This is a genomic window from Alteromonas macleodii ATCC 27126 (genome assembly GCF_000172635.2).
Taxonomy (GTDB): Bacteria; Pseudomonadota; Gammaproteobacteria; order Enterobacterales; family Alteromonadaceae; genus Alteromonas; species Alteromonas macleodii.
In genome coordinates this window covers 4,283,650-4,302,580 of the sequence record NC_018632.1, presented here as the reverse complement: position 1 = coordinate 4,302,580, position 18,931 = coordinate 4,283,650, and the positions used below count along the sequence as shown (strand labels likewise).

At 44.7% G+C, this 18,931-nt stretch carries 18 protein-coding genes; 12 read left to right on the top strand and 6 right to left on the bottom strand.

Features of this window, described 5'->3' with window-relative positions; all coding sequences use genetic code 11:
* The first annotated feature begins 47 nt into the window (after window positions 1-47).
* The 3 genes from MASE_RS18355 (at window position 48) to MASE_RS18345 (ending at window position 4,196) form a co-directional block, all read left to right on the top strand.
* Window positions 48-1,070, top strand: coding sequence for an ABC transporter substrate-binding protein (locus tag MASE_RS18355; protein WP_014951202.1), 1,023 nt, complete (start codon window positions 48-50; stop codon window positions 1,068-1,070).
* A 19-nt stretch (window positions 1,071-1,089) separates the two neighbouring features.
* Window positions 1,090-3,015 carry an ATP-binding protein gene (locus MASE_RS18350; protein ID WP_014951201.1) on the top strand — a complete coding sequence of 642 codons (1,926 nt, stop codon included), beginning with the start codon at window positions 1,090-1,092 and terminating at the stop codon, window positions 3,013-3,015.
* Between the two features lie 104 nt (window positions 3,016-3,119).
* Window positions 3,120-4,196 carry a GGDEF domain-containing protein gene (locus MASE_RS18345; RefSeq protein WP_014951200.1) on the top strand — a complete coding sequence of 359 codons (1,077 nt, stop codon included), beginning with the start codon at window positions 3,120-3,122 and terminating at the stop codon, window positions 4,194-4,196.
* Window positions 4,197-4,219: 23 nt separating this feature from the next.
* Here the strand turns inward: MASE_RS18345 and MASE_RS18340 are convergent, their stop codons facing one another.
* Window positions 4,220-5,218 carry an NADP-dependent oxidoreductase gene (locus MASE_RS18340; protein WP_014951199.1) on the bottom strand — a complete coding sequence of 333 codons (999 nt, stop codon included), beginning with the start codon at window positions 5,216-5,218 and terminating at the stop codon, window positions 4,220-4,222.
* 387 nt (window positions 5,219-5,605) lie between these two features.
* Between MASE_RS18340 and MASE_RS18335 the strand changes: the two genes are divergently transcribed.
* Entirely contained in the window at window positions 5,606-6,964 is a 1,359-nt protein-coding gene (locus MASE_RS18335; RefSeq protein WP_014951198.1) for an OmpP1/FadL family transporter, read from the top strand.
* 127 nt (window positions 6,965-7,091) lie between these two features.
* Here MASE_RS18335 and MASE_RS18330 read toward each other — a convergent pair whose 3' ends face one another.
* Complete coding sequence (locus MASE_RS18330) at window positions 7,092-7,976, bottom strand: LysR family transcriptional regulator (RefSeq protein WP_014951197.1); 885 nt, start codon at window positions 7,974-7,976, stop codon at window positions 7,092-7,094.
* A 314-nt stretch (window positions 7,977-8,290) separates the two neighbouring features.
* Here MASE_RS18330 and MASE_RS18325 point away from each other — a divergent pair, with 314 nt between their 5' ends.
* Window positions 8,291-9,301, top strand: a complete 1,011-nt coding sequence (locus tag MASE_RS18325) for a 5'-methylthioadenosine/S-adenosylhomocysteine nucleosidase family protein (protein ID WP_014951196.1) — start codon at window positions 8,291-8,293, stop codon at window positions 9,299-9,301.
* A gap of 194 nt (window positions 9,302-9,495) precedes the next feature.
* On the opposite strand, the gene MASE_RS18320 is transcribed toward MASE_RS18325, so the two are convergent.
* On the bottom strand, window positions 9,496-9,939 hold the full coding sequence (locus tag MASE_RS18320; protein WP_014951195.1) for a DUF2721 domain-containing protein: 444 nt from the start codon (window positions 9,937-9,939) through the stop codon (window positions 9,496-9,498).
* 315 nt (window positions 9,940-10,254) lie between these two features.
* Here MASE_RS18320 and MASE_RS18315 point away from each other — a divergent pair, with 315 nt between their 5' ends.
* Together MASE_RS18315 and MASE_RS18310 are read left to right on the top strand one after the other, a co-directional pair.
* The gene (locus MASE_RS18315) at window positions 10,255-12,324 is read left to right on the top strand and encodes a TonB-dependent receptor (protein WP_014951194.1); all 2,070 of its coding nucleotides are present in this window, start codon (window positions 10,255-10,257) and stop codon (window positions 12,322-12,324) included.
* 185 nt (window positions 12,325-12,509) lie between these two features.
* On the top strand, window positions 12,510-13,802 hold the full coding sequence (locus MASE_RS18310) for an NAD(P)/FAD-dependent oxidoreductase (RefSeq protein ID WP_014951193.1): 1,293 nt from the start codon (window positions 12,510-12,512) through the stop codon (window positions 13,800-13,802).
* A 76-nt stretch (window positions 13,803-13,878) separates the two neighbouring features.
* Here the strand turns inward: MASE_RS18310 and MASE_RS18305 are convergent, their stop codons facing one another.
* Both MASE_RS18305 and MASE_RS18300 read right to left on the bottom strand, forming a co-directional pair.
* Window positions 13,879-14,445 carry a YceI family protein gene (locus tag MASE_RS18305; RefSeq protein WP_014951192.1) on the bottom strand — a complete coding sequence of 189 codons (567 nt, stop codon included), beginning with the start codon at window positions 14,443-14,445 and terminating at the stop codon, window positions 13,879-13,881.
* 22 nt (window positions 14,446-14,467) lie between these two features.
* The gene (locus tag MASE_RS18300) at window positions 14,468-14,995 is read right to left on the bottom strand and encodes a cytochrome b (RefSeq protein WP_014951191.1); all 528 of its coding nucleotides are present in this window, start codon (window positions 14,993-14,995) and stop codon (window positions 14,468-14,470) included.
* Window positions 14,996-15,454: 459 nt separating this feature from the next.
* On the opposite strand from MASE_RS18300, the gene MASE_RS18295 reads away from it, so the two are divergent.
* The 4 genes from MASE_RS18295 to MASE_RS18280 all read left to right on the top strand — a co-directional run bounded on the left by MASE_RS18295 (window position 15,455) and on the right by MASE_RS18280 (window position 17,380).
* Window positions 15,455-15,688, top strand: coding sequence for a hypothetical protein (locus MASE_RS18295; RefSeq protein ID WP_014951190.1), 234 nt, complete (start codon window positions 15,455-15,457; stop codon window positions 15,686-15,688).
* Window positions 15,689-15,731: 43 nt separating this feature from the next.
* Entirely contained in the window at window positions 15,732-16,295 is a 564-nt protein-coding gene (locus tag MASE_RS18290; protein WP_014951189.1) for a CBS domain-containing protein, read from the top strand.
* A 130-nt stretch (window positions 16,296-16,425) separates the two neighbouring features.
* Entirely contained in the window at window positions 16,426-16,872 is a 447-nt protein-coding gene (locus MASE_RS18285; RefSeq protein ID WP_014951188.1) for a hypothetical protein, read from the top strand.
* Window positions 16,873-16,945: 73 nt separating this feature from the next.
* Entirely contained in the window at window positions 16,946-17,380 is a 435-nt protein-coding gene (locus tag MASE_RS18280) for a hypothetical protein (RefSeq protein WP_014951187.1), read from the top strand.
* Window positions 17,381-17,389: 9 nt separating this feature from the next.
* Here MASE_RS18280 and MASE_RS18275 read toward each other — a convergent pair whose 3' ends face one another.
* Entirely contained in the window at window positions 17,390-18,319 is a 930-nt protein-coding gene (locus tag MASE_RS18275; protein ID WP_014951186.1) for an alpha/beta fold hydrolase, read from the bottom strand.
* 146 nt (window positions 18,320-18,465) lie between these two features.
* Here MASE_RS18275 and arfB point away from each other — a divergent pair, with 146 nt between their 5' ends.
* Window positions 18,466-18,882, top strand: coding sequence for an alternative ribosome rescue aminoacyl-tRNA hydrolase ArfB (arfB, locus tag MASE_RS18270; protein ID WP_014951185.1), 417 nt, complete (start codon window positions 18,466-18,468; stop codon window positions 18,880-18,882).
* Window positions 18,883-18,931 lie beyond the last annotated feature (49 nt).

Genomic DNA, 18,931 nt, shown 5'->3' with positions numbered 1-18,931 from the left:
ACGTCTATATGTGCGTATTTTCAGTTAGTTGTGTTAGGTTCACAGTCATGACAAAGGTCTGGTTTTCCCTTCTTTTAGCTTTATCATCTTTGATGTGGGGCGCTAGTGCTGCTTTTGCGAAAGAAACCCTGGACCTAATTGTTCTTGAAACACTGCCTGTTCCCATTGTCGCTGATTCGCGGGCCGAGTTCGAAAAGGAACTTGCGCGGATTATGCCCGATCACGAGATTAACGTAACATCGTATAACGCCGAAGGCTCTGAAGTTCGTGCTAAGGAGATACTTACCGAGCTTGCACAAAACCCAGCGCCTGACCTTATTGTATCGGTGGCGACCCTTGCCACCAGAGCGCTGAATGCGTCTGAAGAGTTTGTTGATGTACCTAAGCTGTTTATGGCGGTCTCAGCACCGGTTGAAGAAGGAATAGTTTCTGCTATTGGTGCGGTTAGTGAACGCAACATGACGGGCGAGTCACACGTGCTAGACGCAAAGGTAAAGCTAGATATGTTAGAGGGCGTGCTCAGAGCGTCTAAGCCCTCATCGCTTTTTACCATCGGTCTAGTCCATTCTACATACCCATCGTCAAGTAACTTGGTTAATCAACTTCTGGCACTGAATGGTGACTACGAGAACATAAATCTTGTTGCTGTTAGTACACCGTATATAGAAGGCGATGATGGACTGGTTGAAATGACTGACAGCATCATCAACAGCTTGCAGCAAAAAACAAACGAGCTGGATGGTTACTGGCTTTCATCTGGGCCGCTCGCGGAATCGAATGGCTTAGTAACAAAGGTAAAGGAAGCTACGGGACTGCTTCCTTTATTCGCAGAAAGCATTTCCTCTGTGAAAGAAGGAGCGCTTCTTGGCGTAGTATCTGAGCCAGCGAGTATTGGCAAATCAGCTGCAAGAAAAGCCAAGCTAATTCTTGAGAAAAAATCGGCGAGGGACATTCCCGTTGATAAAATGGATACGTACACTGTAGCGGTAAATGTGTCTACAGCAATCAAACTGCAGTTGCCCATTCCTTCAAACTACTTGAAGCTGTCGAAAAAACATGTGTATCAATAAGGCCTAATTAGAAGTAAGTATGCGGATTAAATCGAAACTGCTGGTTATCTACATTCCAATTTTATTAATTGGTATGGCACTTACTGGGTATTGGGCTTATTTGACGGCGTACGATTCAGTACGCGAAAGAGAATATCAGCTCCTCACTCAGACGCTTACATTAAACGTTTTAGAGATCATTGACGAAAGACGTGAACTGCTTATTGAGTCGGGCCTAGAGAATGTGCCTGTGTTTCGCGAGGCCTATCAAAAGGAAGTGTTTGAAGAGTTAAAGTCGTTGCAGCAAGCCACCGACCGCCACTTTGCGATCAGTGACAAGAGTGCCGATACTGTGGTGTTTAGTACGATGGAGCACACTGTGGTTCCTAATGTCGAAGATGCGACAATCGCAACCATTGCCAGTCGTAAGGTCGCCTTTGGTGAGTCGAATATTAACGATGCTGACGTGTTATTTGCGTGTGCGGAATTTGCGCCATGGAATTGGAAAGTTACCGTATTACAGCCTGCTGACGCACTGCAATCTTTCCTATCTACTATTGCGTGGCTAACGTCATTAGTGACGCTATTTGCTGTCGTTATTGTCAGTTTGCTTATGGGAAGAGTCACACAGGTGTTTGTTGTTTCTCCTATCGAAAAAATAAAATCAGCAGCAAGTCGCATTGCGGTTGACCATAAGAAGGTCAGTATAGACTTACAGCAAAACGACGAGTTAGGTAGTTTAGCGCGAGACGTTGAGGCAATGTCTGGTGAAATAGAGCAATACGTTGCTCAAGCTCAGCAAGCAAACCGCGCAAAAACGGATTTTCTTGCAGTAATGAGCCACGAAATTCGCACCCCACTGAACGGTATTCAGGGATTAGCAACGCTACTTCTTGATACGCAACTGTCGGATAAACAGCATCAGTATGCCAGCGATTTGAAATCATCGGCGTCTATTCTAGCGACCGTTATCAACGATGTTCTGGATCTCTCAAAAATTGAATCAGGTATGTCAGAAGTTGACGTTACAGAGTTCGATCTTGACGCAATGCTGAATGACCTTATTACGCTACTGGGTACCAATGCTAGCGCCAATAGTACGCGTTTGGTTTACAAAAGTAAGAACATGGAATCGGTGGCAGTAACCAGTGATATTACGAAGTTACGCCAGATAATCATTAACTTGGTGAGTAACGCAATTAAGTTTACTCATAAGGGCACGGTGACTATTTCCGCCAAACTCAAACAGCCTTCACAGGATACCGTGAGCGAGAACCATTTGGTAATTGCGGTTAAAGATACCGGTATTGGTATTGAGCCAGACAGACTCGAGCATATTTTTGATAAGTTTACGCAGTCCGATTCATCAATTACGCGTAAATACGGTGGCACTGGGCTAGGTCTTGCTATTGCAAAGCAGCTTGCACAAATATTAGGTGGTGATATTAAGGTGGTGAGCAAAGTAGGTGAAGGTTCATGTTTCACCGTTACCGCCAAGGTGCAGAGTCGTCGCGTGGTGGAGTCGTCGGCCGATTCGGATTCCGCGCGACAAGCAGAGCGCGCTAGCTTACCAGAAGGTATTAAAGTTCTGTTGGCTGAAGATAATGCCATTAATGCTGTGGTAGCACAGGCACTCTTAGAACAGCTGAAATGTGATGTTGAGCACGTTGATAATGGATTGAAAGCCGCTGCACGAGTAGAAGAGGGCGGTATTGATGTTGTTTTCATGGATGTGCACATGCCAGTGATGGACGGCATTGAAGCGACAAAACGCATTCGAAAGCTTGATGGAGAGCTTAGCAAAATCCCGGTTATAGGGCTTACCGCCGAAGCATTCAAAGAGCGGCACGTGTCATTTAAAGAAGCGGGGATGGACGACATCGTTACCAAACCTGTCACCGTTGAGGCACTGCAAGAAAGTTTGTCAAAACTGGCGCTTAATCAAGAAGTCACTGATAATAGTTAAAGTGATGCAGCTTCAGTAATTTGAAGTTGTAAGAGCCCGTGGGTGATTTCACCATGGGCTAATATATAGATGCTTTAACAGTAACTTATTGCTTAAGGTGGCGTGTGCAAATCAATAAACCCCGCGAGCTACTTCGGCTGAGAATTGCGCTGATCATTGGTGCTCTACTTGTGCTTGCCTTTATGGCTGCTGACTTGATGCTATTACCAAGCAGCATGTACGAGCTGTACATATTCGATCGCTTACTTCTTCAATTCCCTATTATACTCGTCGTTGTTGTACTCTCCTTCTGGCGCAGGTTCATTCAGCATCGAGCCTACATTTTCGCAGGGTTACTTATTGCGCTTTCTTACAGCAACTACTGGTTAATATGGGTTTGCTGGGAAGAGCACAGCTTCATTTTCCCCTACGAGGGCACCATTTTATATGCTTTCTTCTGTGTGTTTGCGCTGGGCATTGCCTTTAAATTAGCGCTAGCAGCCAACGTCATCAACATTCTGGGTTTTTTGGGGTTAATGTGGGTTGCGCCGGTTTATGGTGACAGAGTTCCAATTTCAATGGCATTTGTATCTGGGTCTTTGTTTATTTGTGTCTATGCCCGTTATCGGTTAGATCGCAGCGTACGCATGTTAAAAGAAACCAATGACAGGCTACTTAAACTTAGCAAATTTGACCCCTTATCTGATTTATTGAATCGGCGTGCGTTACGAGAGCAGAGTGAAAAACTGTTGGCGTTGAGTAAGCGTCATAAAGTGTCGATGGCCGTGATGATGCTCGACTTAGACGACTTTAAAAAATATAACGACTGTTTTGGTCATCAGCAGGGGGATGAAGCCATAAAAATACAAGCCCGCATTATGAAGCAGGTCTTTAAGCGAGAGACAGACATATTAGGTCGGTACGGTGGGGAAGAGTTTATTGTTGTATTGAGCGACATTCAGAAAGAACAAGTTGAGAAGCACTGTGATGCACTTTTGAATAAGTGGACAGAAGCAGCACTAGAACATGCACAAGATGCAAAGCATCCTTTAATGAGTTGTTCCATTGGTGTGGTGTTTGCCAAGTCGGCCGAGAACATGTCTATTGATTGCCTTATTGACGAAGCAGATAAAGCACTTTACGAAGCAAAAGAAAAAGGTAAAGCCCAGTTTGTATTAAATCAGGCGCAGTGCTTAGAATAACACTGCGCTTTTTCACGATTGGCTTACAGCTTCACAATCATCTTGCCGGTGTTCTTGCCTTCAAACAACATATTTAGGCCCTTCTCGGCGTTCTCTAAGCCTTTCACAGTGTGTGCACGGTACTTGATTTTACCTTGTTGAACATAAGGTGAAAGCTTTTGCAGTAGTTGTGGAATTTCACCCCAGTGATCAGGCATAGCAAAACCGCGAATGTTAATTCGCTTTTTAATCAGGGGGATCCAGTTCGGGCCCGGTGACGGCTTTTCAGACTGGTAATCGGCAATCATTCCACATACCACAATTCGGCCATGGGCATTCATTCTGTTAAAAATGTGCTGCTGAATAGGACCGCCCGTATTTTCAAAGAAGACGTCTATTTTATTTGGTGTTAGTTCGGCTAACTTTTCTTCTAAATTGTCAGTTTTGTAGTTTATAGCGCCATCAAACCCAAGCTCGTTAACAATCCAATCGGCTTTGTCTTTGCTTCCTACTACGCCAATTACACGCAGCCCGTCTGCTTTAGCAAGCTGACCTACAATTGAGCCTACAGAACCTGCTGCACCCGTAACAATAAGTGTCTCACCTTCTTTGGGCTCGCCAAAATTATATAAACCTGTTGTGGCCGTTAGGCCTGGTAGTGCAAAAACACAAAGGGCCATTTCCTCAATAATGCCAGGCTGAAGTTTGTTAAAACCAGAACCGTCGCTGAGCACATATTCACTCCAGCCAGTCATTCCCATAACTTTGTCGCCAACCGAAAAATTAGGGTTGTTAGACTCAACCACTTCGCCCACACCGCTTGAGCGCATTACATCGCCAAGCTCCACAGGTGGAATATAGCTCTCTCTGTCTTCACTCATCCAACCTAACATCGCAGGGTCTAAAGACATGTGAGTTTGCTTTATCAAAATTTGACCGTCTTTAGGCGTGGGAATTTCGAGCTCTTTGCTTTCAAATAAATGTGGCCCAATTTTTCTGTCATGGGGGCGATTAACGAGTGTAATTGCTTTGTATGTTGACATGGTGTCCTCCTGTTACAAGCACAAATGGTCGACGTCTTATCGAATGTAAAAGCGCGTCGCTAAACACGGTTGCATCTGCGCTGTTTAAAATAGGGTGGGGGTTATAGACATAAACACAACCTATAACTCAGCCTGTTTATAAATTTGAGTGAAACCTTTTTGCATTTCCAATAGGTGTTAGTGATAGTTAATTAAAATGGCGTTAACAATATTGAGATCTTTCGTTAACGCTGTTTTATCAAAGTTGCTTATAAATGCGTCGAAGTTGTAGCTATAATTGTAAAAAATGAGATAAAAGTGCGTAAATGGCGTTTACTTGCATTGAACAAAAGTACTCAGATCCGTAGAATGCCCGATGCAATTTTCCCCTTTTACAATGAGTATCTTATGAAGCAACAGTTTTCTTTACGTGCCTCAGTTTGCTTAGCGCTTGCTACCTTAGCCTCTTCTTCTGCGCTGGCAGCTGGTTTCCAAGTTAATGAACACAGTGCAAACGGTCTAGGCCGTGCCATGGCTGGTCAAGCGGCTAAGCCAGAGAATGCCTCCATTTTAGCAACTAACCCTGCAGCGATTGGTGTATTTAAAGAAGCTGAGTTCAGTGCATCAGTAAGCTTTATCGATCCGAACGTAGATATCGATGGTGATGTTAGCTATGCGTTAGGCGAAGCCCCAGTTGGCCAACCTATGCCAGCAGCAGAAGACAACATTGCAGATACTGCTTTTGTTCCAGGATTCTTTTATGTAAGCCCAATTAATGAAAAGCTATCTGCTGGTGTAGGTGTATTTACAACCTACGGTCTTCGTTCAGATTACTCTGATGATTTTGGTGCGCTGCATTTTGCTGACACAGCTGAAGTAAAAACGGTAACCCTAAACCCTGCTGTATCTTATAAAGTGAATAAGCAGCTTATGGTAGGTTTTGGTTTAAACATCACTTACGCTGAAGCTGAAATTGGTTCTGGTGTATCAAACACGCTAGCGGGCACTGTTGCAGGCCTAGCGCCAACAGCAGAAGCATTAGGTATTACATTGCCTACGCTTACTCCTGGCAATTCACTGTTTAGCATGGAAGGTGACGATTGGGGCTATGGTTGGAACGCTGGTATTTTCTGGCAACCAACTGATATGACTAATGTTGCGCTTTCATACCGTGCAGAAACGAAACTAGAACTTGAAGGCGCGGTATCTTCAGAGACGCCAGTGTTTCCTATCAACTTAAACCAGCCTGGTAGTCTAGATTTGAACCTTGCTGCGATTACAGAGCTAGCGATTGATCAAAAAATTGACAATCAGTGGTCTGTACAAGCAAGTGTTACTTTCACTGACTGGAGTACGTTTGAGAAGCTTGAAGCTAACCTAGAAGACGGCATCGATTTCCTAATTAAAGAAGAGAATTTCGACGACTCATGGCGTGCAGCGCTTGGTGTAACTTACATCCTAAACGATGAAATTACCCTTCGTGCTGGCTATGCTTATGATGACGGTGTGGTATCGGTAGAAAACCGCTCACTAAGTATCCCAGATACAGACCGTCATTGGTTCTCTGGTGGTATGACTTACACGGTTAGCGAAGATACATCAATAGACGTGGCTTACGTATTCATAGATGGCCGTGAAGCGAATATCGACAAAGATAGAACGATTCTAAGCAATGTTCTTCCTGGTACTGACTTTACCACTAACTTCTCAGGCACACAGTCAGCTACTGCGCACATTCTAAGTGTTCAAATGAACACTCGTTTCTAATTTCAAAGAAGCCAAGTTAAATAAGAAAGGCAGCGTATTTACGCTGCCTTTTTGGTAATGACCTATGCACACTGGTATAACGTCGCATTTTTTATGTGCGATGGGGTTCTTGTGCGCTGTTTAACGACTAAATTTGCGCAAATAAATCTTGAAGACATGTAATTGCTGCGCCGATTTTTGCAGGCATTAGCTCCCTTTTCGGTGTAACCGCATAAACCGTATAATCTGGTAACTCCCAGTCAGTGAAGAGCTGCTTCATTTCACCAGACTTTAATAGATGTCTCACTTCTGGTTCGGGAAGAACCGCATAGCCAACACTATCTTGAGTAAGTTTAATCAATGTCTGCATTGAGTTGACATCAATGCGTTGTGTATCCAATTCATACTCGCCTTCGCTTTCGTGCTTCATGACGTATTCTTCAATATGTCTGTGAGCAATGTATGTATGCGCGTTAAGCGCTTCAGGCGAAGTCAGAGTTTCGTTTGCAAGTGGATGGTCTGCAGAGACACATAAAATGCGCTTCCAGGTCGCGAGTACCAAACTGCTGAAATTTGTATCTGATACTGGGGCGAAGCAAAGAACAAGATCGGCACTGGAAGCGATAATGTCTTTAGGCTCGTCAGTTACGGTTAAAGAAATAGTTATTTTAGGAAATTCTTCACAAAGCTTTTTCAGTGGCTCGCTTAACAGTCCTCCGCCAAAACCCTCCGGCGCAATGATGTTTATTTTACCTGTGGGATCATCCTGCAGACTTTCAATTTTTTGCTGGGCAAGTTCTGCGGTTTGTAGCATTTGCTTACTGGTTTCGTAATAGATGCGCCCTGCTTCCGTTAGGCTCAAACTTCGGGTATTTCGGTTAAAAAGGCTAAGGCCGATATCGTGTTCTAGCTTTCTTAACTGCTGACTAATAGCAGAGACAGTCATGTGCAGCTCTCTCGCAGCTACACTCATGCTACCGCTATCGGTTACTGCAACAAAAACCTGAAGAGAGCGAAGTAATTTAGTATTCATGGCGCTTAGTTAATCCTTTTTATTGGCCGCAGTATTTTGACTGTTCATTTGTAGCAAATTAACGACGGAAATAGTCGAATTCTACCGTATTTTAACGTTGATGAACGCTTTTGAAGCAGGTCTTTACGCAATGCTTACATTGGAAAGTTATGCATTCTCTTCGCATTTGTAGCTAAAAGTAATTTTGGAGCTCGCCTTGTTTTAAAGATGTTTTCTTTATGTTTTTAAATGGTAAATTATTGAAATCCAGCGTTTCTTTGCCCGATTAAAGTGCTAGTTTAACTATTCACTAACTATGCAGCTGAGAATCGCGAATGAAACAGTTTACTTTGATGATTATTGTTCTGCTCTCCACCTCGTGGATGGGCGGTTGTACTTCTACTAAAACGTCCGATGGCGCTTCATACGGGCCCGCCGCGTTCTCACAGCCTGCGTTTACTGCTGTTACCGTAGCCTACGCACCCGAAATGCAGGGTATCCTTAATCGTATTGAGCAAGATCCCAATGCATCCATTCACACAACCACAACCATCAAAGGCGTTACGTATCGCATAGGTACCTATCACGACGAGCCAATATTAATATTCGCTACTGGAATGAGCATTGCAAACGCTGCTATGACTATGCAGATGGCGTTGGATTACTTTCCGGTTAAGCAAGTGGTTTACATGGGGATTGCGGGAGCGGTTAACCCAAAATGGCAACCGGGTGACGTCATTGTTCCGGCGCGTTGGTACTACCATGATGAGAGTGTGTACACCAATGAAGATCCGAATGCTCCGGGGGAATACATACTGCCTGAATATTATGCAAAGTTCATTGAAGAGCAAGATGAACGCCGCGCTAAAGATCCTCACACACCAAAATATAAGCCCTTTCACTTCATTCATCCTGACGAAGTGCTTATTGTGAAAGAGGGGATGGATAAACCACAAGATACCGCCTATTTCAGCGCGACACCGCGTCTTTTAACTGCGGCGAAACAAGCTATGAGCACTATGCCAACGCAGCGCGTGCTTGGTGAGCGGGATGCCGAGCTCTTTGTAGGCGGAAATGGTATTACCGGGTCTGTCTTTATGGATAACCGCGAGTATCGAAAGTGGACAAGAGACGTGTTCAATGCCGAAGTAACTGAGATGGAGTCAGCCGCAATAGGTCAAGTATGTACCGTTAACGACGTTGACTGGATTATTGTTCGAGCTATTAGTGATTTGGCTGGCGGTCAAGAAGGCGTTAACGTAGAGAACAAGTACGACGATGAAGTGTCGCGAATTGGCGCTAACGTTCTGTTTTCTGTATTAGATACACTCGCTGAGGACGAGTAGTAGATAGTATGGCAAACATTGAGGCAACGTTGCTTCTTTGCATATGAATGTTAGTTTCAAAACTAAGCCAATCGCGACAGCCTAAAAATAAGTAGGCGGATAGAGAAGGTAAACATTGCGCTCTATCCGCCTTTTTGGTGTGTCGCTGATGGGATCAATTGAACGCCAGCGAGTAAGCCGTTGTCGATACGTGGCTAACGAATGGTTCTGACCATATTTATGGTATTTGTCGCAAGTTTTACTTCAACCAGAAAAACAATGAGCGCACTGATTAGAAACATCATAGCCAGTATGAACAATACGATGACTGGTGTTTTTAAATCGACAACCCATAGCGACCCAGAAAACAGCGCCATAATGACGGTACACACCATTAGTCCAGCGGCGACACACAGCCCAATCGCCCAGTTAATCACTTTTACCCTGCGCCATAGCACCTTAATTTCTTTCTTTGAGCGATCGACAATATGCGGGTCTGAAAGGGTATGAATCTGTCTTTCTGCCACCCTCACCCTGTCTGATATTCGGCCCAGCCGAGACGACATAACATTGAGGAAGCCCGCAATACCGGTAAGTAAAAATACGGGGGCAACAGCGAATTCGATAAGCTGTGAAAGACTAGGAATAAGTGTGTCCAATGGTTCCTCCAGCGAACAAAGTTTGGTGTTTTACTCAGGCAAAGAGTGGTTAACCCATTGCTGCAATCTACTAACGTACTGCCAGTCTATATGCGTTAGATACACGTAAATTAGAAATAGTGTATAAAACTAAGACTTGTGTTGTGACAGTAAAGTCTGCGAACTGCAACGTCTACGCCAACGCTTAAATCAGAGATATGACGTAATTGTCAAAATGCCGCAACAGTTTAGCGAGTTTTAACCCATTCTTGCCTAAATTAACGATACACTAGCATCAGTTGCTAAAAAAACATTTTGTCATCATAAGGATAGATAATGCGCTTTGCCCCAAGCTTTCCTCTGTCGTTGCTAGCTGTGTCTCTGCTATCGCATGCAGCCATCGCTCAACAAACCAATGAAATAGAAAGAATTGAGACCACGTCTTCTCGTATACAGGGAAATATGAATGCTTCCGGTTATGCAGTGTCGTCTATTTCAGAAGAAACGCTTTCGCTGCTTTCATTTCAACATATCCAAGAGTCGCTGAATTACATTGCGGGTGCCGGCGTACAGCGGGGCAATGGGCAAGAGTATTTACCTGCCCTTCGTTCGCCAGTGTTAACCGGCGCTGGCGCGTGCGGCGGAATTTTAGCAGCAGAAGACGGTATTGCGTTGCGCGCAGCAGGTTTTTGCAATATTAATGAGCTGTTTGAAGCACACGGTGAAATTGCACAGCGTATTGACGTGATAAAAGGCCCTGCGTCAGCGCTTTATGGCTCTAATGCGATACATGGTGTGATTAATGTGATTACCCCTGACACAACCCAAGGCGACGGAGAGCTTAGCGTTGATTACGGGTCTTATGGGTTTCATCGCGTAAAGCTTAAAGAAGGGAAAGACTTTGGTCACAGTGGCGTGGGTATCGCCGCCAGTGTTACCAGAGATACAGGATATCGAAATGAAGAGGGCGTTGACCAAGAGAAAGTCTCGCTTCGCCACAGGCTAGAGTGGGACAGCACGGTTATCACGAGCGGCCTTACCTATACCCATCTGGACCAAGAAACTGCCGGCTACATCGAAGGGTTTGAAAGCTACAAAAATACACAAATAGCCAAAAGCAACCCAAACCCCGAAGCGTTTCGAAAAGCAGAAAGTTTTAGGCTATGGAGCAAGTTCGATACAAGCTTTAGCGGTGGTCATGCACTGTCGATTACACCTTACTTACGCAACCAGGACATGCGTTTTAGAATGCATTTTCTTCCAGGCAAACCCCTTGAAACGAATGCCCAAAAAGGCGTTGGTGTGCTGTCTCAGTTCAATTACGTCATTAATGACAGCCTAAGTGCAGATATAGGATTAGACGTAGAATACACAGAAGGTGAATTAACCCAGTCACAAGACAGCGCCACAGAAGGGTCTGCCTTTTTGGTTGAAACCATACCTGTAGGAAAGCACTATGATTATGATGTAGATGCCACGCTACTTGCGCCTTTCTTTACCTTCAATTGGCAAGCTGAGCGTTGGGCTATTTCTGTCGGCGGGCGCTTTGAGTCTATGCAATACGACTACACCAACAATATGAATGTTGGTCGTGTTCGCGAGGATGGCACGCAGTGCGGTTTTGGCGGCTGCAGATATTCCAGACCAGCAGACAGCGAAAATGATTTTGATAACTTTAGTCCGAAGCTTTCACTTCGTTATCAACTTAACCCTCAAACCCAGTTATTTGGCGGCATCGCAAGAGGCTATCGCGCGCCTCAGGCAACAGAGCTGTATCGTTTGCAGCGTGCACAAACTGTTACTGATCTTGACTCGGTAACGGCCGATAATATCGAGATGGGCGTTACAGGAACACTATTTGACGGCAGCTATACGCTTAGCCTTTACAGCCTACAAAAAGATAATGTGATTTACCGCGACAGCGACTTTTTCAACGTAAGCAACGGCGAAACGTGGCATAGAGGCGTAGAGCTTACTTTTGACCAACCGTTAAGCGATATACTGCGCTTAGATTTTGCTGGTACATACGCAAGGCATACCTACGAGCACAGTCAGCTCTCAGGTGAACAAGACATTAAAGGTAATGATATTGATACTGCGCCAAAGCTTCAGTTTAACGCTCGTTTAAGCTTTGAGATGTCGAGCAAAGTACAAACGCAGCTAGAGTGGCAGCATGTTTCGAGCTATTTCACCGACGCTGAAAATCTCAACGAGTACGAGGGGCATGACTTGGTACATGCGCGCGTACGCTACAGCGTGAACGAAGACGTCACATTGTATGCGCGGGTTAACAATGTATTTGATACGGACTACGCTGAACGCGCTGATTTTACTAGCTTCACAGGACCTCGCTACTTTCCTGGGCGGCCTCGAAACTTCATGATAACGGCATCGTTCACGTTATAGCTTCAAATAAGCAGCCATAATAGATAATTATTAATCTTGAAAATACAGACTATTGCCGTGATTTGCTTGTACCCCAGCGGCATTAGGCGTAGTCTGTAGGCATCAGCATGGGTCTCAGTCACGCCATGTATAGCGCTTGGAAAGGTCAGGCGACATACGTGGAATGATTGTTAATAGGTATACCCATGCAAAAAATAGTAATTGTTGGTGGCGGTGCTGGTGGTCTTGAATTAGCCAGTCGCTTAAGCCGCACCCTCGGGAGAAAGAAACAAGCCGAAATTACCCTCGTCGACCGCAGTCGAACCCATATCTGGAAGCCGCTATTACACGAAGTGGCCGCCGGTGTAATTGATAAGCATTCAGACGGTGTGGACTACGCCATCCACGCTGCAGCTCACCACTACCGCTTTCAATTAGGTGAAATGTGCTCGCTTAACGCGCAAGCGCAAACCATAACCTTGTCGCCTTTAATCGATGAAGAAGGGACTCAGGTTTTACCTGAACGCGAGATTCATTATGACCAGTTAGTGCTGGCGGTTGGCAGCGTGAGTAACGACTTTGGCACACCTGGCGTTGCTGAGCATTGCTACTTTCTTGACTCGTTAAAGCAAGCTGAACGTTTTCACAGAGCGCTTCTTAATCAGCTAATCCGCATCAATCAGCAAGAAGATAAAGACGCCAGAATTGATGTCGCTATTGTCGGGGCAGGAGCAACAGGTACTGAGCTAGCCGCTCAACTTCACCATGTGGCGAATTTGTCCAAGGCGTACGGAATGCCAGACATGTCAGCTTCTCGTCTTAAGATTACGATCGTAGAAGCGGGAGAGCGTATATTGCCTGCGCTACCTGAGCGTATAGCAAACTCTGCAAGAAAAGCGCTGCATAAGTTGGGCGTAGACATTAAAGAGCAAACCATGGTGGCAGAAGCCGACGCGAAAGGGCTGATCACAAAAGACGGTGGTCGGATTGACGCTGATTTAATGGTGTGGGCTGCGGGGGTGAAAGCACCGGACTTCATAACAAAGCTTGCGCTTTTTGAAACGAACAGAGCCAATCAAATTCTTGTTGATAAGCAGCTTCGCAGTTCATCTCATAAGAATATTTGGGTGCTAGGCGATTGCTGCGGTTTCCAGCAGGAAAATGGGAAGTGGGTGCCGCCTCGAGCGCAGTCTGCCCACCAAATGGCGGATATTGTTGCGCATAATATAACGTCGTTATTTAATCAAAAAGACACGAAAGATTTTACTTACAAGGACTATGGATCCTTGGTTCACTTAAGTAAATACAGCACTGTTGGAAGCTTAATGGGCTCACTGTCAAACAGCAGTATGTTCATTGAAGGGCGTCTAGCTAAGTTGGTTTACGTTTCTTTGTATAATATGCACCAGTTTGCAGTACACGGAAAAATTAAAGGTGCTCTAAAGCTCCTTGTGAAGAAGTTAAGTCAGGCCATCAGCCCTAAGCTGAAGCTTCACTAACCACATGTAAAAAAAGCCCCATGTTTGGGGCTTTCTTAAATCATAAATTTAGTTCGCTGGGACTAAATGTAAATAGCTATTGTTTCACGCCTTCAACGTGAAGCTCTAATTCTACCGTCTGCGATGCTGGGCCTAAATCATAGTCGATGCCATAATCTTTAAGTGCAATCGTCGTTGTGCCCATAAAGCCTGCACGATAGCCGCCCCATGGGTCTTTGCCTTCGCCAATCTTTTTGGCTTCAATTGTAATAGGCTTTGTCACACCATGAAGCGTGAAGTCACCCATTACATCCATCATGCCATTGCCTTTATCGACAATTTTTGTGCTGACAAACTTCGCCTCTGGAAAGTCGTCAACGTTTAAGAAATCGTCGCTCTTAAGGTGCTTGTCACGCTCTGCGTGGTTTGAGTCGATACTGTCGGTATCGATAGTCACCATAATTTTTGCTGCACTAGGTGCTGCGTCGTCGTAACTAAAAGTACCTTTAAAATCGTTGAAGCGACCAGTAAGCCACGAGTAGCCCAAGTGTTGAATTTTAAAGTTGATAGACGCGTGGGCGCCTTTGCTATCAATCACATAATCTGCGGCGTTAGCGGTGCTTAAAGACAGCGCAGCGGCCAGGGCAAGTGTTAACTTCTTCATCATTTCTCCTTTCTTCTCAATATCATCGAAGCCGTAACATCTGCTTCAGTGTGTCATCGTTACTAATAAAGTGGTGTTTCAGCGCAGCCAGCGCGTGAATGATCGCCAATACAATCACTGACCACGCAATATAAAAATGGGCCTCTCCTGCAATGTCTTCTTGATTTTCAAAGAACTCGCCCATTGCAGGTACAGAAAACCAATTAAATACGTCGATGCTTCTTCCATCGGCCGTTGAAATTAAATAGCCGCTCGCGAATAGCATGATAATCAAGGTGTACAAAAGCCCATGACCTATGCGACTTAACCTTTTTTCTAACGGGGTGCCATGTGACGGCGGCCGTGAAGTAACAACGCGCGTGACTAAGCGAATAACAGTGATGGCAAGCAAAATTAATCCAACACTCTTGTGCCAATGCGGTGCCGTCTTATACCAGTCGCTGTAATATGTGAGGTCGACCATCCACAGCCCTGAAGCAAACATGCCGACAATGGCAATGGCAGATATCCAATGCAAAATAACTATAGGTCTGGACCATCTTGGTTTCATATCACTTCCGTTATTACTTACTTGCAATCAGGTTGTTTAGACCTTCAGTTAATGCGTTATCTCAAACGCTAAATGACCGCTGAAAAACACCTTATGGATCAGTTGAATCTAGTGTATTTCTAATTACGTTGGCTAAACATCACATTTAATGGGAGTGTTCGTTCTTGTTTTTAGAACGAATGTACAGCAAACAACCCACCAAACCTGAGTCGCGACACGGTTAGTTTTCGAAGACGCGTCGTTTAATGGTCGATAAAATGCGCTAAACACCTCTATTAAACGCGCTAAATACTCTTATAGTTTAAATAGGCAGTAACAAAAGTGACTGCTTTGCTTCAATGTTGTTTAGTTCAGTAGAGGTTGTACGCTTTGCGCGTTTCGTACGTTTTGTTGGCCGTTATTCTGCCAGCGTTATTTTCATCACTAGTATCCGTCTCCGTATTGGGAGAGGGGAGAAGTGTGCAAAATATTGCGGGGCAGTCGAACAGTGCAAATACGCTCTCAACCCTCATTAGCGAATGGGAAAGCACCGCTTTTGAAGTATCTGACGACGACATTGATGATGGCATTTCGTTTGTCGACATCACCAGCGGCTTGGAAAAATACCGGTTTTCGGCTGGAAAAACGATTGATGCAAAAGCTTTTACTAGGCAGCGCGATAACATCATTCGAGGGCCACCTTCTTTCACTTAATCATTAAAAAACTGAATTTTTTATTTTTGATTAGGAGAAAGGTATGCACGCCTTAAATCTATATAAAACCGAAGCTATCGATACATTGGCATGGCCGGTTGTTGAAAACACCATTACTGTAAAATCATCTGCTATGGCGGTCTTCACTGACTTTAAGCAGCACTTACCACACGTTATTGATGCTCGAACTCCAGCGACGAAAATAGAGTCGATTATGCGTCAGTCTCATGTTCGTATGATGCTGGTGGTAAACAGTGAGAACCGTTTCATTGGTATTGTGACCAGTCACGATGTCGGTGAACAGCAAATCATTCAGCGTGTGAGCGAGCTTAAGATTAAGCGAGAAGAGCTCACTGTTCATGATTTCATGCGTCCTAAAACCTCGCTCATGTCGTTCGATTTCAGTGAGCTAATACGTTCATCAGTGGGGGACGTGATAGAAACACTCAAAGACTACGGGCAGCACCATTGCCTTGTCATGGACAGAGACAGCCATGAAATTCGTGGCGTAATCAGCGTGAGTGACATTGCTAGAGAGCTGCGTTTGCCGCTTGATATACAGGGCCGCCCTACGTTTGCTGAGCTGATCAACATTCTTGCCGCTTAATTTTCAATTTTCTCAATACTGAACCATACTTTGACTACGTGTTGTTTCAAAACAACTCGTAGTCAAAGGCATATATCGCCTTAACGGTATTTGCTAGCTTAATATTTTATCGAAGTAGTTAGGTGGTTATATGCAGTATGCTCATGGCGAATTTATTATTACACGCTGTGGTGATGCGGTGCTAACGCAAGCTTATGGGCCGTGGAACAGAGAGTGTGTAAATAGCTTTGCCAGTGAGTATCGCACGCTTTCCGAGTGCTTACATGGGAAAGCTTGGTGCGATATTGTTAGTGTTGTTGGCGAATCACTACTCATTCCTGATGCTGAAGCGCTGCTTCACGAACGTGTGGCTTCGGTAAATCCCATAGGGCTCACTCATGTGGCATTAGTGATGGGAGAGTCAAGCGTTCGAGCAACCACGCAGGCGCAACTTAAACGCGTGTATCGCGATACCAATATTGATTATATTTTTGTGGATTCCATAGAAGATGCTGTTGATTGGTTGTCTTCAAAAGGATTTTCCGTCGATAAAGATGGCATCGATTTGCATCGTGAGAAAGTAGCAATGAAGCTGTAGATAAAACTTGGTACGCATTTCGCAACGTTTCATAACATCTGTATAACATTGTTCGATGAAACGAGGCGATATTATGAATAGATCACTATTTCCTACCAGCGTTGTTACGAAAGCCTTCACTTGGGCATACCAGGAACTCGGTTTAAATATCAAGCAAGCTTCTGAAATATTGGGTATTTCTCCATCTTCTTTGGCGCAGACTACGCTACTTGGGTTTGAGAGTGGCACATCAGAGTACAGAAAGCAGCTCGCTTTTATTCGTATGTATCATTTACTCATTTCATTGTCAGATGGGGACAGTGAGCAAATGAAGGCGTGGTTTAGCAGTTACAATATAACGCTGGGCGCGACCCCTTTTGAAATGTGTAAAGCGTATGACGGCATTGAGAGAGTCGCCGATCAGCTTCGTAAACTGAAGCAGTCGACTTATGGTCGAGAGCGCACACTCGCCGTTGTTGAGTTTTCTCATAAAGAGCACGTTGAAAAGGCAGGTGCAAGGCTTCACTAAGCCACTTACTTAAGCGCTTTCGTCAATCGATATTATAAAGTCTGCGCACGCTTGCACCTGAGTAACGGGGATCATGTGGCCAGCGCCAGAAATAATTTTGTGTACCGCACTTCCTATTGCCTTTGTTACCGCGGTGATGTGCTCGTCGGGCCTCAAGATAGTATCTTTTTCACCATACAATACCCCAACAGGGCATTGAATCTCTTCATAACGAGTTTGCTGACGGTGCAGACTGCCCTGCGCAGATACTGTATCTCTGCTACCTTCATAAAAGCTTCGAGAGTGAAGCGCTAACAAACCACCGCCTTCAGTTGAAAAGGACGGGGGGACAGGTTCGGGGTGAAAAATTTGTGCGACTTGTTTTCTACCTAACTTTGCACGCAGTGGACTGGCAATGGTTTTTGCAACACTGCTGCGTACCCATTCATTGGGTATGTAAAGCACCGAAAGAGGCCCGGCACCACCTTTTAGTGGTGTAGTTAACGGGCATAGAAGCGAAACCGATTTTATTTTGTCAGGTGCATCGATTGCCATCCTCAGTGCAATTCCTCCTCCCATTGAATGCCCAGCGATGCTCGCACTACCTATTCCCTCTTTTTGCATCCACTCGAGTATCATTTTACTTTGCTGTTCGAAGCTAGCGGATGTGCTTTTGTAGCGGCTCGAAAATCCGCTGCCTGGACGATCAACGGTATAGACCGTGTAGCGGGAAGCGAGGGTTTTTGCTAATTCGCTAAAATTGTTACTATTGCCAAGTAACCCATGAATCAGCACAAGCGCCGGACCGTTTCCTTGCTTTTGCCAGTGAATAATTCCACCATCAACAGGCGTAAGTTTTCCTGATGGTGTGAATGAAGCTTCGATATTGCTGTCCATTTTGGCGGTAAACCAAATAAGCGCTACAAAGATACAAATAATGATGAGCAATGCGATGATCATGTTTTATGTCCAAAATAAGGATAAAAAACAACCTATCGGTTAACGCAAAAATGGTCAAGTAAGCAGTAGTGATAGTGACCTATAGATGTAGGGCCGCTAGTGCTGCAACGTTTACGTGGTTACGCCATGACGTATTAGGATTTGAGATGGAATTAATAATAACCCCTTCTATCGCGATAGATGAAAGCGAAGCTGAATTGCAAGCTATTCGAGCACAAGGTAGCGGTGGGCAGAATGTGAACAAAGTAAGTAGCGCCATACATTTACGCTTCGACATAAATGGATCATCGCTGCCTGAAAAGCTGAAAGAAAAGCTACTTCAGCTTAAAGATAGTCGCGTTACCAACGACGGTGTTTTTGTGCTTAAAGCGCAAAATTATCGAACGCAAGAACAAAACAGAGAAGATGCGCTAGCGCGACTTGTTGCGTGGATAAAGGCTGCGACAATTGAACAAAAACCGCGCATAAAAACAAAGGTGAGCCGTGCGGCAAAAGCACGTCGTGTAGATGTAAAAAAACAACAAGGTGCTAAAAAATCTATGCGTAAGAAAGTGGAATTTTAAACAAAACTAATCTAAAGTATAAAGCCTTATAGATGTCATTTCGCAAGAC